Source organism: Reticulibacter mediterranei (assembly GCF_016587455.1).
The window spans coordinates 2166525-2179917 of record NZ_BNJK01000001.1 but is presented as its reverse complement, the minus strand read 5'-3'; the positions used below and the strand labels follow the sequence as shown (position 1 = coordinate 2179917).

Annotated in this window: 12 protein-coding genes; 6 read left to right on the top strand and 6 right to left on the bottom strand. The window is 49.4% G+C overall.

What is annotated here, in order from left to right; translation table 11 throughout:
- Window positions 1-134: 134 nt before the first annotated feature.
- Entirely contained in the window at window positions 135-2042 is a 1908-nt protein-coding gene (locus K3T83_RS09385) for a HEAT repeat domain-containing protein (RefSeq protein WP_220202706.1), read from the bottom strand.
- Between the two features lie 222 nt (window positions 2043-2264).
- Here K3T83_RS09385 and K3T83_RS09380 point away from each other — a divergent pair, with 222 nt between their 5' ends.
- Both K3T83_RS09380 and K3T83_RS09375 read left to right on the top strand, forming a co-directional pair.
- On the top strand, window positions 2265-3554 hold the full coding sequence (locus tag K3T83_RS09380) for a sensor histidine kinase (RefSeq protein WP_220202705.1): 1290 nt from the start codon (window positions 2265-2267) through the stop codon (window positions 3552-3554).
- A 792-nt stretch (window positions 3555-4346) separates the two neighbouring features.
- Window positions 4347-4547 (top strand): KGG domain-containing protein, encoded by a 201-nt coding sequence (locus tag K3T83_RS09375; protein ID WP_220202704.1) that lies wholly within the window; start codon window positions 4347-4349, stop codon window positions 4545-4547.
- 71 nt (window positions 4548-4618) lie between these two features.
- Here K3T83_RS09375 and K3T83_RS09370 read toward each other — a convergent pair whose 3' ends face one another.
- Entirely contained in the window at window positions 4619-5641 is a 1023-nt protein-coding gene (locus K3T83_RS09370) for a M23 family metallopeptidase (protein WP_220202703.1), read from the bottom strand.
- Window positions 5642-5962: 321 nt separating this feature from the next.
- Between K3T83_RS09370 and K3T83_RS09365 the strand changes: the two genes are divergently transcribed.
- Together K3T83_RS09365 and murJ are read left to right on the top strand one after the other, a co-directional pair.
- Window positions 5963-6163: a hypothetical protein gene (locus tag K3T83_RS09365; protein WP_220202702.1), complete on the top strand. Its 201-nt coding sequence runs from the start codon at window positions 5963-5965 to the stop codon at window positions 6161-6163.
- A gap of 270 nt (window positions 6164-6433) precedes the next feature.
- Window positions 6434-7942 (top strand): murein biosynthesis integral membrane protein MurJ, encoded by a 1509-nt coding sequence (murJ, locus tag K3T83_RS09360; protein ID WP_308441668.1) that lies wholly within the window; start codon window positions 6434-6436, stop codon window positions 7940-7942.
- A gap of 36 nt (window positions 7943-7978) precedes the next feature.
- On the opposite strand, the gene K3T83_RS09355 is transcribed toward murJ, so the two are convergent.
- From K3T83_RS09355 to K3T83_RS09340, 4 genes are all read right to left on the bottom strand, one after another.
- On the bottom strand, window positions 7979-9007 hold the full coding sequence (locus tag K3T83_RS09355) for a radical SAM protein (protein WP_220202700.1): 1029 nt from the start codon (window positions 9005-9007) through the stop codon (window positions 7979-7981).
- Window positions 8919-9680, bottom strand: coding sequence for a TIGR04282 family arsenosugar biosynthesis glycosyltransferase (locus K3T83_RS09350; RefSeq protein ID WP_220202699.1), 762 nt, complete (start codon window positions 9678-9680; stop codon window positions 8919-8921). The genes K3T83_RS09355 and K3T83_RS09350 overlap by 89 nt, the downstream gene beginning before the upstream one ends.
- The gene (locus K3T83_RS09345; protein ID WP_220202698.1) at window positions 9673-10386 is read right to left on the bottom strand and encodes a glycosyltransferase family 2 protein; all 714 of its coding nucleotides are present in this window, start codon (window positions 10384-10386) and stop codon (window positions 9673-9675) included. Before K3T83_RS09345 ends, K3T83_RS09350 begins: the two co-directional genes overlap by 8 nt.
- Window positions 10387-10575: 189 nt before the next feature.
- A complete protein-coding gene (locus tag K3T83_RS09340) occupies window positions 10576-11100 on the bottom strand; it encodes a cupredoxin domain-containing protein (RefSeq protein ID WP_220202697.1) in 525 nt (174 codons plus the stop codon).
- A gap of 563 nt (window positions 11101-11663) precedes the next feature.
- Here K3T83_RS09340 and K3T83_RS09335 point away from each other — a divergent pair.
- Both K3T83_RS09335 and K3T83_RS09330 read left to right on the top strand, forming a co-directional pair.
- On the top strand, window positions 11664-12404 hold the full coding sequence (locus K3T83_RS09335; RefSeq protein ID WP_236065108.1) for an amino acid ABC transporter ATP-binding protein: 741 nt from the start codon (window positions 11664-11666) through the stop codon (window positions 12402-12404).
- Window positions 12405-12444: 40 nt separating this feature from the next.
- A complete protein-coding gene (locus tag K3T83_RS09330; RefSeq protein ID WP_220202695.1) occupies window positions 12445-13380 on the top strand; it encodes an ABC transporter substrate-binding protein in 936 nt (311 codons plus the stop codon).
- The last annotated feature ends 13 nt before the right edge of the window (window positions 13381-13393 follow it).

Genomic DNA, 13393 nt, shown 5'->3' with positions numbered 1-13393 from the left:
CGTGCTAGAAGGCATGGAAGGTGAGCAATTATATGCGAAGGTGGCAGAGAAGCAATGGGTGGCTTATTCACCAGATGTTTCACATATCCAGCGAATAAGCCACTGATGGTATTGTGATGAACCTGTTGCGCTACTTAGCCGAGATGACGTAGTGTTTCATATGCCAGGCCTGAGAGCGTCGGACGTGTCTCGATCAGTTGTTGGAGTATGGATCGTGCTTCGTTGTCGCGGTATTGCTGCACCAGTTGAGCTGCCACGCGAATATTGTTTTCTCGTGGATCGTTCAATGCCTCGCGTGCAACCTGTCGACTGCGTGGATCTTCTCCGTTTGGATCAAGGCGTTTGATCGCTTCCAATGCCTGGATACGCACATAAGGATCGAAATCGTTCACTGCACGCAACGCATCATTTAATGCGCTTTGGTCCCCTAACAGCCCGAGCGCTCGTAATGCTGAAGCATAAACGATGCTGCCAGGAATTTCTGGATCTCCGGTGGGAAGATTATCTGCTCGCCTTGGAAGGTTGCTGCGCCGGTCGATCGCCACGACTCGCTGCAAGAACTGTTGCAAGACTGGTGCTGCACGCCGGTCTGCGAACTGTCCTAGCGCATCGCACATGGCCCCTAATGTGAGTGCCTGAACGTGTCCTGTGACGGTTGTGGTCGTTTCGAGGTGACGCAGCAAGGGAGAGATGGCGCGTGGCTCTCGCAATTCTCCAAGTACACGCACTGTTGGCGTGAGTGTCTCTTCTCCTGGTTTTGCCTGTACCGTCGTGAGCAAAACATCGCGTCCAGGGCCAGCCATCCACCGCTCCACCTCGGGCATCATTGGCACAGTTTGGTAGATTGGATCAACGATGGCAGGATCACGCAGTTCTCCGCGCGAGATTGCAGTCCAGTAACGGCCCAGCAATGTGCCCAGGCGATGGACGGCGACCGTATTTTGCCATATGGGATTGCTGCGTGTGCTTTCAAAAAGAGCCTGCGCGAGTTCAGGAAACGGGCGTTGGAGAATGCTCGGTTGCGGTTTCCCCTCACCAATCGGTGGATTGATACTGTCTTGTAGCACATGATGGACGATCAGGGCTGCCTGTTGTGTTTGCACCAAGCTAACCTTGCCCTCGCCGCGCAGATATCGTTCGAGCGGTACTTTGCGATAGAGCGGGATCGCCACATAGCTTTCCAGTCCGTTCACCCGTTCAAGTGCGCCTGCTAGCAGAATATCGTAAAAGTCTTCCTGCTTCAATTCCAGGCAGCTTTCAACAATATCGACTTTGGCCCAACCTTCAGCCTCTTTAAGCGCACTGATCAATGCTTGCATCGCAGATGTCGTCTCGTGCTGCACTAGCGCCTGCGCTGCATACATCGAGAGGTTGGGGTCAAGAACCAGCTTGCCCAGGACGCGTGCGAGGTCCGCAGATTTCGCGTTGTTCTGATTTGCGATTTGTCTGGCAAATCCGATTGCTTTTGGCTGCTCTGTGGTAATTGTTTTGTGGTAGCCCAACATGAGAACGGCAAAACGTCTGGCTCGTCCCTCTACCGTATCGGCAGGATTGGTTTGCGGCGAAAGGTCTTTCGGATCTCCCTGGTCGATGATATACAGCCAGACTGGTATGAAGTTGCCTGCTCGATCTATTTCATGTAAAAATGGGAGCAGAATTGGTTTCCACTGTTGGATGGAGCCAACATTCAGCAGAGGGATTAACTGTTTCGCAGTCTCTTCAACAGAGGCTCCCTCCCAGCGTAAACTAGTCAACAATCGGGTAATTTCGGTACGCAGACGAGCCAGTTGTTGCTTGATTTCTGGCGTGTTTGCGTCGATTTCAGGGGGGAGACGGCGTGCAGCTAGATGTTCAATTGTTCCTGGTCGCTCCATAATACGAGGCGAAGGCGAGGTCATAGGACTGGCTTCTGCCGGTGGACGCGATGTCACAGGTTGCGCCGGTTCTTCAGGCTTTTCGGCGATGCGCAGGAGTGCAGGTTCCGTCTTCTCATTATCGGATGAGTCTGGTAACTCTGTCTGCTGTGGATGTGTATCAGGCATGCGCACCCTCTCTATCCTTATTTTATAGATCGTGAATAGTAGCCTCGACATCTGCCGGGCTGCTAACAACAGTATATTGACAATACCGGTCCATTGTAACCCTTCTCAACTCATATGGTCAAGTTTTATGATACTGGTTTCTGCTTATATTTCCGCTCGCTTGTTGTGAGAGAGCCTATACTAAAAAAGAACTTTTCACATGGTGTGGTTGGGAGGACGAGCATGTCTGCTGAAACGTATTTACACAGGCTGGTGCAACAAGTTTGCCATCTCTTAGAATGCCGAGCTGCTATCTTGCTGCTTGAGTGTCCCGACCCTCTCTTGTGTCATCCTCTTTTGCGCCATTTTCCGTTAGAGCCAATGATTTACACTACTGACGATATTTGTGAACAGAGTTTGCTTGATAATCCTCGCATTGGTGCCCTATGCGATATTGCTATGCAGACGGGGGCAGTATGGTGCCTGGATGATAGTAGCCTGTCGCTGCCTATGGCTTCTAGCTTGCTAATTGTTCCCCTTGAGAGTACACATGGCATGCTTGGAGTACTTCTTTGTGTCAATGGCCAGAGCGAGCTGTTTCTAGAAGGAGAATACACGCTGCTATTTCAGTATTTGCCGACGTTGATTCATAATGTTGAACATATCTTGCATAAAATATGTTATTCAACATGTTCTATTGCTAACACTGTGTCTGCAACAATGCGCGAACAGAATACATATATCTCTATGGTGAGTCATGAATTGAGATCCCCTCTTACAGCTATCAAGGGGTATGCCGGGCTGCTTCATGCGTATGGAGTTGCTGATGTTCAGGAAGGATATGCGGCGAGAGAGATGACAACTGTTCGTCAGCGTCGCTATCTGACGGCGATTATGGAACAGGTGGAGCATCTGGAAGTATTGATCGCCGATCTTTTAGATATATCGCGACTTCAAGCAGGGCGTCTTTCGCTACATTGTAGTGAGATGAATGTTTCTCAACTCTGTCAACGTGTTGTAGCCAGTATACAGGAGCGTGTAGAGAGGCAATCACCGGGACACTATCATTTTCACAGTACTATTGAGCCAAACTTGCCTCTTGCCTGGGCTGATCCCGACCGTTTACGACAAATATTGGTGAATCTCCTGGAGAATGCCGTAAAATATTCTCCAGATGGTGGGGCCATTGAGCTATTTGCTTATACCCTGCAACAGGCGCGTCATCCATTATTTTGCTCTGCTGGTAAACAGACGCAAACATGCGAGGCAGAAGTTCCTTCACTAGTCAGTTCTCCCTCTTGCATGATCGGGATCACTATCTGTGATCGAGGAATCGGCATTCCTCACCCTCAACAGGATGCGCTTTTTCAGCCTTTCACCCGCTTGCGGCATTCCGCCTCCGAACAAATTGCTGGTATCGGTCTTGGCCTCTACATTGCCCGTTGTCTGGTAGAAGCGATGAATGGCCAGATTTTCCTGCACAGTCACCAGGGAGAAGGGACGCGGGTAACGTTCACTATACATGCTGTGTGATAAAAATGATCGCTTTAGTTATAAATTATATGAATCGTAGAGATAATGGATTATGCGTGGTAATCTGATATTACTGCAATGTATGTGCATAGTATTTCTGAAGGAACATCGAAATATTTCCCTCCAGGTCTTACATTTTGCACGTGAGGTGATTGCTCTTCAGGCAAGATGGATAGCCCATTTCTACTACCTCCGATAGTGCTGGCAATGACGAAACAGCCGCTAACTCAGCATTTCCTTAAAAACAGATGAGATTGATTAAGGTTTGTGTATCAAAAGTGAGCTTAAAGCCTTCTTTTAACTCAGCATTTCCTTAAAAATGGTTGAGTCAACCTTAGAGAACGCTGAAACTTTTTATTGATGACTTGTACCACTGAATTCTAGCTGTTATGCTTACCAGGTGAGAGTCACCAACATCTGTTTGCACTGAAACTGATGGAAGTTTTGTCAAAAACAGTGACTTTCGTAACCTGAACCTTTCAAAAAGGTATTTGACTTTTGATACATTTCTACATCGTGGGAGTTGAGGTTGGGTATTTCGTTGAGGGTGTCATACTTAATGATGAACTACAACGAAATGGGATGATATACCTACCCTCATCTGTATCCAAACTCCCAGATGAGCCGTGATAACTATTATGAGGTACAGCATAGCTTTGCTTCATCTAGCATTCGGCAGAAATGAAGTGTATCTGCGTGAAGTAGCGCGGTAGTCAAGCATCTACTTCTGTACTCGAACATTAGTAGGCAGTCAAGAGACAAGTCTGTAGTTTTCTAAGAGGAGAAGGATCAATGCAGCAAACACAAAAAGGTCGTGGCCGAGGTTTCGCTTCGATGAGTCCTGAGAAGAAGCGCGAAATTGCTAGCAAGGGTGGCAAAGCTGCTCATGCCCTGGGTACTGCGCACAAGTGGACCAGTGAAGAGGCTCAGGCTGCCGGACGCAAGGGTGGTTCGATCAGCCGCCGCCGCTCCAAATATAACGTCCAGGCATAACATGATACACTCGCAACATGGAAGCGGGACTGCCGAACGTAACGGCAGTCCCGCTTCCATGTTATTTCTGCTCAGGGTAGAGCAATGTAGGTTGCCGGGTCTATCCAGTAATTATTCACCACTACCATAAAATGCAGGTGCGGGCCAGTTGAGGCTCCTGTACTCCCTTCATAAGCGATGACCTCCCCTTTGGTTACATTTTGTCCCACCTTGACAATAAAACGCGAGAGATGCCCATACACAGTGGCAATGTAGCGCCCGTGATTGATTTTCACTGCCCAGCCTAGTCCTGACCAATCCCATCCTGTCCAGATCACCTGTCCATCATCGGCGGCCATGATCGGCGTGCCATCTGGTGCGGCCAGATCGATCCCTGTGTGTGGCCGCACGCAGGTACACCAGCTTTGATATTCCGGGTTGCCAAATACCTGTGAAATCGTCGATCCTGCAATTGGCTTCTGCATAGCCTGCGTTCCCATGACGCCGCTTTCAGTAACCGCTGTTGCGCATGTTCCCCATAGCCCCATGCTTGGCTGATTACATGAGCCTTCGTTGGTAAGAAGTGCAGGCGTAGGGGTTGGGGTCACTGGATGTTGCGTCGGATTGAATGAGCCGAACGGTCCTTGCGCAAGAATTTGCTGAATCGTGCGGGTGACTTCCTGATGTTGACCGATGCCAAGAGGAGTGACGAAAAGCACCGGCACGAGCACTACAATCAGACAGAGAAACAGGACTTTGATGGTGCGTTGACGCTGCGTTAGAGGGATGCGTTGTTGCCGTTTTTCTGTCGCTGGAATCAGAGTGAGCGGCCTGGTCGATCTTTCATCTGGCAAGGGTCTGGTTGTACGTGGCTGCTCAATCAACAACAATCTGGTGGGCGGCGTTTTGCCATTTTGCACAACAAGTTTGCGCGTGATTCTGGCTGTGTTTGCTGGTAGGTGCCCCGTTGTAGGTGACGCATTGTTCGGGAGCTGGTCTGTCGTGGGCGTTTTCTGGGGATTCCTGTATGCAACCAGGGGGGCCGTTGGTGTATCGCTAACAGTGTCCCACTGGTCCTGGGATGGCTGCTCGGAGTCATCGGAAGATAGTCGCATAGATCGGTCCTCGCTTGTTCGCCTTTGAAGCGATTCTATAATTTCTATAAGTTCTAATGTATATGAGAATGAACTTGATAGCTAGCAACAATGCTAGAAAATAGGGCAAAAAGGCTATTCCCTTCCTCCATATCTTTACCAACAGCTTGCTTTATGAGCCGCCAGAAGCGCATTCGTTATCGTCGGATGGCTTTCAGTACCAGCGCATTGAACCGACATCTTTTTCATGCTATAGTGAGGAAGCTCTAGCAGCTAGCAATTGTTGATGTTGACCTATGTACCCGTCAGTAAATGATATTTCTTGACAAAAGAGGTGTTTTCATGAAGAATGTGCAAATAAATGTTGAAGGGAAAAAGCTTGTCATTGTTGTTGATCTGGATCAAGAGTTTGGGCCATCTTCTAGCGGCAAATCGATTACCGTTGCCAGTACCGAGGGGAACGTAGCTGTACCCGGGTATCAAGAAATTAAGATCGGCTTGAATGTCTATAAACCTCGTGCCAAAGGTGGACGTGACTCCTAAAGAGGAGTTTTCTGCCGTATATTATAGTGGTGGAAGAATGCGATGAGGATACAGGAGAGCGTGGTGCAGAAATAGCCGCTCGATGCTCACAACAGTACTTTGTGAGGGTTTGTTGGTAAGTACTGCCTCTGACTGGTATAATGGCGCGGTATCACCTCTGCTGTACTCATCAAATGAAGAGGAGGAAAACGTATCTCGTACACGCGGCCAGACCATTCCGATGTTTCCGATGCTCCGACGACAGGAACACCTAGCGTTGATGCTTGCCCTATGGTATCAGTTCCTTCCAGGAAAAAGCGATTTGCCTTCCTTCCAGAGAAATTTAGGAAAGAGAGAGCCTTTCGTTTCAATCTGAAGAATTTTCGTTTTGGCGCAGGATTTTCCTTACGGCGCTTCAGCATTATGGAGGCCACTCTCCTTTTGATGTTTGGCTTGCTGGCCTCGCGTGGCCTGGGGGTGATTCGTCAAAGTATTTTTAATGCCCTTTTCGGCACAGGCATTGAGGCGAATGCTTATTACGCAGCCTCTCGCCTCCCCGATACGCTCTTCAATCTGATTGCTGGTGGTGCCCTCACTCACGCTTTTCTTCCCGTATTTCTTTCTTATGAGAAGAATAAAGGTGAGTTAGCAGCCTGGCGGCTCACCAGTCTGGTCTTCAATATTTTATTTGTTGCCATCACTATCCTGATCCTGATCGGCGAGTTTCTGGCCCCGACTTTTGTGAATACCATCCTCGTCCCTGGTTATAGTGCTGCGGAAAAATCTCTTACCACCGATTTGACGCGTATTATGCTCCTGCAACCGCTGATTCTGGGCCTGGGAACGCTGGTGACAGGCGTTTTGAACAGCCGCAGACAGTTTTTATTGCCTGCTCTTTCTATTGCTGTCTACAACGTTGGTATTATTCTCGGTTTAGTGGTGACTCTAGCAATGCCTCATATCGGCATTTATGGGCCAACGTACGGAGTATTGCTTGCCGCCGTCTTGCAGGTTGGCGTTCAGATACCGCCCCTCTTAAAACAGGGAGTGCATTACATATTTATCTGGGATATCCACCATCCGGGTTTGCGCGAGGTGATACGGTTGTTGGGGCCAAATACGCTGGGCGTAGGTGTTGCATATGCCGCCCTGATTGTCGAGACCACCTATACCTCGTATCTGCCGGATCAGGCGAGTCTGGCAGCTCTTCACAACGCCTTTATGCTTCAGGGATTGCCCGTAGCCTTGATATCTCAGGCTGTTGGACAGGCTATTTTACCCGATCTGACCGCTCAGGCGGCCGCGAAACGCTATTTTCGCATGCGTCAGACAACGCTCAAGATTATGGGGGCATCTATCGCTTTGCTTGTGCCTGCCGCGATTGTGTTGGCTCTGACCGGAAAACCGTTGATCCATTTGCTCTTTCAGCATGGTGCCTTTGACGCCCACTCTTCGCAACTGACCTATCTTGCTTTAATCGGGTATGCAATTGCTTTGCCCGGTTCGGCGGCGGGAGATTTAATCACGCGGGGGTTTTTTGCGCTGAAAGATGCGCAGACGCCTCTATATACTAATATCTTTGCTCTGCTCTCACGCTGGGGATTGATACTGCTGCTGCTCAATGTCTTACCCGGCGATCTGGTAATCCTCTCGATCCCGCTTGCCCTGGCCTGTTCTGCCACTGCTGAGGCGGTGTTGCTCCTGGCGATTTTACTCTGGCGGTTGCATCTCCATGTGAAGATGGATCAGGGCGTCAAACGTTTGCAACGTCGCCGCCAATATCTCAAAAATTTGCCGTAAATGCGATTCGCGAATCGCATTTACGGCTGTGTGCTGCTAATAGCTCCAATTTAACCCACATTGAGCACAATGTCTGGCTGGATGGTCGCTTTCAAACGCTTGCCGAAATGCCGCATAGCGCTCTCCATGCCAGATTTGTTCGATTGATTCCTCAAAGATGTTGCCCAAAACCCGTTCTTCTCGATACTCTCTGGCACTGCGATGGCCGAAGGGTGCGAAACAGCAGGAGAGGACGTTGCCGCTAGAGGTGATATAGGTCAGGCTATAGGGCCGTTTGCAGCCGGACCAGGGGCGCTCGCCGAAGTCGCGCAGAACACTCTCTAATGGCGTTGCGGAACCCGCCGCGCTGAAGGTGATGCCCAGCTCTTTACACAACTGCTCGCACTCCTGTATCAGCGTGAGTTCGTCGTAGGTCGCGCGACGAAACAGCGATTGTTTGGATGCTGCCAGTCCAACCTCGAAATAGACCAGACGTTGCATATAGACTTCTTTGATACCAACCTCGGCTGCAATGCGAATCAATCCAGGCAAATCTTGAAGGTTCTCGCGCATAGCGGTAAACCAGAGGGAGACAGCGGGCTTCTGCGCGTCCTGTTGCTTTTGCATATCAATAAATGCTCGCATATTGCGCCATATCTTGTCAAATGCATCAACTCCCCGCACTCGCGCATACATTTCGCGGGTGGCACCATCCATCGAGAGCCGATATTCATCCAGACCTGCATCGATCAGCGCTTGACCGCGTTTCTCGTTGAGCAGCGTGCCGTTAGAATTGAAGAGGACATAGGTGCCTCGCCTTTTGAGATAGCGGACCATCTTTGGCAGATCTTTGTTGAGCAGAGGTTCTCCCAGCCCATGCAGCACAACGCGATCCAGTACAGGAAACTGATCGACAATAGCGCGAAATTCATCATAGGTCAGGTCGCGGTCTTCCTCTCGGGAGAGAAAGGTGCGTGGGCATTGCTGGCAAAGCTCGTTACAACGGCTGGTTGGCTCGATGTAGATCGAACGTGGAAGGGCGAGTTGCTGCGACGGTATCATGCGTATCTGCTGCGTTGTGGTCATGTGAACTCCTCATCGTGGTAAGATAAACGGCGGTGGCGGGGGCCAGCATACGGTTGCTTGCCAGTAGCTGTGCCAGACGTTGTAAATCTGGCAACTCGTCTATATCAAAAAGGGAGTCGAGCAAATGCACCTTGAGATTCTGGCGTCGAGCCGCTTCAATGGTCATTTGCGCGACAACAGGCGTACTCATAGGAATGTTGCTGAAGACATCATATGGTTTGCGCATGGCGATCAGGTAGTAGCCGCCATCATCGGCAGGGCCAAGCACAACATCTGAAAACTCCAGGGCCGCTTTTGCATCGTTGATGATGTCCTGGCTGATTTGGGGCGAGTCTGAGCTGATCACGATGGTCCGTTGAAAGCCTTGCTGTTGTGTCCATTGGAAAGCATGGAGCAGCCGCTCGCCAAGATCAGCGCCCTGTTGTGGAAAACTGTGCATCTGTTGGGCGCAATGTGGAACCAGAGTCGCGACGAAGCTCTGATAGTCAACATGGGCAGGCGTATAGGCCCAGTGCAGGCTACAATCTTGATCGGCAAAGCGCGAGGCGATGTCGGTGAGAAATGCCTGATAGAGTTGGGCAGCTTGGCTCTGACCGATGGTGCGTGCCAGGCGCGTTTTTGTCTTCCCAGCTTCAGGGTAGCGTGCCATAACAACCAGTGCTGTATCAGACATGCACGCTACTCCTTCCTCCAGCATAGCGCAGTGTGGTGCTGAGCATGTAATACGCCGCCTTGACGCTGCCAATGACGGTCCCGGCAACTTTTGAGTGACCGTGGCTGCGTTTGCGGTAGTGAATAGGTAGCTCGACGATCTGATATCTGGCTCGTGCGGCCTTAACCAGCATCTCCACCGGCCAACCAAAGGTCATCTCGCTCATTTGTAGTGTGGCAAGAGATGAGCGGCGAATAACGCGAAATGAACCGATATCATGTATATGCACATGATAGAGCATGCTGATCATACGGCTCACCAGCCAGTTACCCAGCCGGGCCTGGGGTGGGATCGCTCCTCTTTCTGAACGCCTGTCCACCCGTGAGCCGATTACAAAGTCTGCTCGTCCTTCTTTGAGTGGCTCTAACATCATTGGCAGGTCAGTCGGGTCATCGCTGCCATCTCCATCCATATAAATCAGGATCTCGGCTCCAAGATCGCTGGCCGTCTGCAATCCCTTGAGGCATGCACGTCCATAGCCGCGCGTTGGCTCGCTGGCGACAATGGCTCCCGCGGATCGTGCAACGGCGGCGGTTCTGTCTGTGCTGCCGTTATCAACAACAATGATCCACTGTGCAAAGTCTCGGGGAAGTTCTGCGAGCAATTGTTGGAGAGCATCCTCTTCATTTAAGGCCGGTATAATAATGGCTATCTTATCGCTTGTCATCAGCCCTCACTCCTCAAACTACACAAAATAGGAGACTCTTTCTGGTCTCTTCTCCTTAGCACGTTTGACGAGGGCATTTATTTACAGGACTTGCTTGCGAGATGTTTTCTGGCTAGAACAATGGAAGAGCGGATAACCTTATGAAAAGGTATCCGCTCTTGAGACGAGGGAAAGATTTGTGTTGATGAGTTATTGGACGGTGACGGTAATAATGGCACCTTTTTCGCTCTTGATGGTAAAAGTCCCGGCAGTCTTGAACGTAGCTGTAGTGGATTGGTTCAGGTTCATCTTAAAGTCTACGCCAGCTTTTTGTGCATCGCCTTGATCGAAATCTTGAATTTCATCGCTCTGATTGGTGAAACTCACAGTATCTCCCACTTTAATACTGATTGTTTGAGGATCACAGCTATACACGTCTTTGCCTGCGGAATCTTTGGTTTCTTTGATATTCACGGTTGCTGCTGGAGCGGGATTACTGCTGTTGGATGAGGTGCCGCTAGAAGCAGTAGTAGAGGCACTCGTAGTATCGCCACCACAGGCAGCCAGTGCAAATACGATGAGCATGAGGCATGCAAAAGCCATCAGATAGGCAGAACGACGCGTTCGAGCGTACAAACGTTTGACCATACGACCAGTCTCGCTTTCTTGCATAAAATGCAGCAATGTTAATTGGTGTGAAATGTGTTGGAAGAGATAATGATGTTGGAAAAACATAATACAGTGTTTTTCCGTATCTCTGTATCAATATTACTATACCTATTTCTCTGTTCAGCGTCAGTTTGGCCTATTTAGGTCGATGGTACTATGGAAGATAGAAAATCTCTACCAGCAGGCATCGATTCATACTTTTTCTGATAAAACTACTTGCGTTGTTTCCTGTTTGTGAGTTTGTCTGTGATGCATTCCCCCTGCCTATAGCAAGTAGCGTGATATCTACGAAAGAAAAGCCGTAATTAGAAAGTAGCATCCTGTAATACAGTCCTCTATGTCAATTGTTGATCTCTTTAAGAGTAGGCAACTTTTCATAGATCGTATCTATAACATGAGATCGGAGAAATCACTGAAAAATAGATCGTTTTATGCTTGACACCTTTTTGATCGATGCATATACTTATTGACAATATTTACAGCACTGTATGCATAGGAGCAATATCTACCACGTTTTTCTATGCATAACCGACAAGCTAAAGGAGCGTCTCATGGACTCCAAAGACAGTGTACAACCCGATCCTGTATCTGCCTCCAGGAATGTGTCGTCTCCACTCGATGAGAATGTGATTATACGAGCCGTCAAGCTCAATAAATATTTTGGCGAAAAACATGTTCTCAAAGATATCGATTTTGAAGTCCGCAAAGCAGAGGTTGTTGCTCTCATTGGTCCGAGTGGCTCAGGGAAGAGTACGCTGATTCGCTGTTTGAATGCGCTGGAACAGGCAACCAGCGGCGAGATCTATATTCATGGAGAGAAGCTTGATCCATTCCTCTCCGTCAAACAACTTAGCCCGATTCGCCGCGAGCTGGGGATGGTCTTCCAGAATTTCAATCTTTTTCCTCACATGACTGTTCTACAGAATGTTATTGAAGCTCCGTTGCTCGTGCGTAAATTGTCGAAGGATCAGGCAGTTGCCCTGGGGGAGCAACTTCTGACCAAAGTGGGTCTGTTTGAGAAACGCGATATCTATCCCAGCCGTCTCTCTGGCGGACAGAAACAACGCGTGGCTATTGCTCGCGCCCTGGCGATGCAGCCTCGTGCGTTGCTCTTCGATGAGCCTACATCAGCTTTAGATCCTGAACTGGTCGGCGAGGTTCTCAAGGTGATGAAAGATCTGGCGTACGAAGGAAGTACGATGGTAGTTGTTACGCACGAGATGCAGTTCGCGCGTGATGTTTCTGACCGCGTTGTATTTATGGACGATGGCTCGATTGTGGAGCAGGGCGATCCCGAAGAGCTGTTCAGAAAGCCTCAGCACCGGCGCACACAGGCGTTTCTAGAACGCGTGCTTTCCGTTTTACCGTAGGCATACTATTTTTTCTGGTTTGCACTAGAAAGGCATGACAATGGATGAACTGAGCAGACGCACATTTTTACAACGTGTTGGGCAGGCCGGTGGACTTGTTACCGCTGCCGGATCATTAGAAGCTATTCTGTCAGCCTGTGGTGGCAACGTCTCTACTACGTCCACCTCGACCGGAGGAGCAACTCCTGGCGCGCAAAAAATTGAGAATAAGGGCTTGAAGGTTCCAGGTCTGTTCCAGTGGGGATCAACTTCTGATGGTGGCGCACCCTATGTCTTTCAAGATCCAAAAGATCCAACCAAATTGGTTGGCTTTGAGGTCGAAATCGCCGATGCTATATCGAAATTGTTGAATGTAAAGGCAAAACAGGTTGAAACCGATTATGCGCAACTGGAGCAGGCGTTACAGGCCGATAAGTTTGATGTGGTCATGAATGGCTGGGAGATTACGGAGGATCGGAAGAAAACCGAGATATTTTCTCAATCCTATTATCGCTATGGCCAGCAGATCGTCATCCGAGGCAACGACTCGCGCTTCTCTAAATTTACTGATAAAGATACGCTCTCTTTGAAAGATCTGGAAGGCTACACGGTTGGTACTGGTGCGAGCTATAAGGCAGCTGAGATCCTCGCGACCGATACGAAGATCAAGCTCAAAACGTATGATCCCGATCTGCCTTTCAACGATCTGGCCCTCGGTCGTATCGATGCCGTGCTCATCGATTTGCCCATTGTGACCTATTATGTGCTTGGTATCGGCTCTGGAGGCCAGGCCAACCCCAAGCTGAAGCCTATTGGCGTTCCTTTCGAGACCAGCGATTATGTGATTGGTTATAATAAGAGTAATTCCAACGCCTCGGTCTTACAGAAAGAGATCGATCAGGCGATTGCTCAGATCAAAAGCGACGGCACCTTGCATCAGATTTTGCAGCGCTGGAGCTTATGGAACGATCAACAAGCTCAGATCGGCACCAAATAACTGTAACCATTTG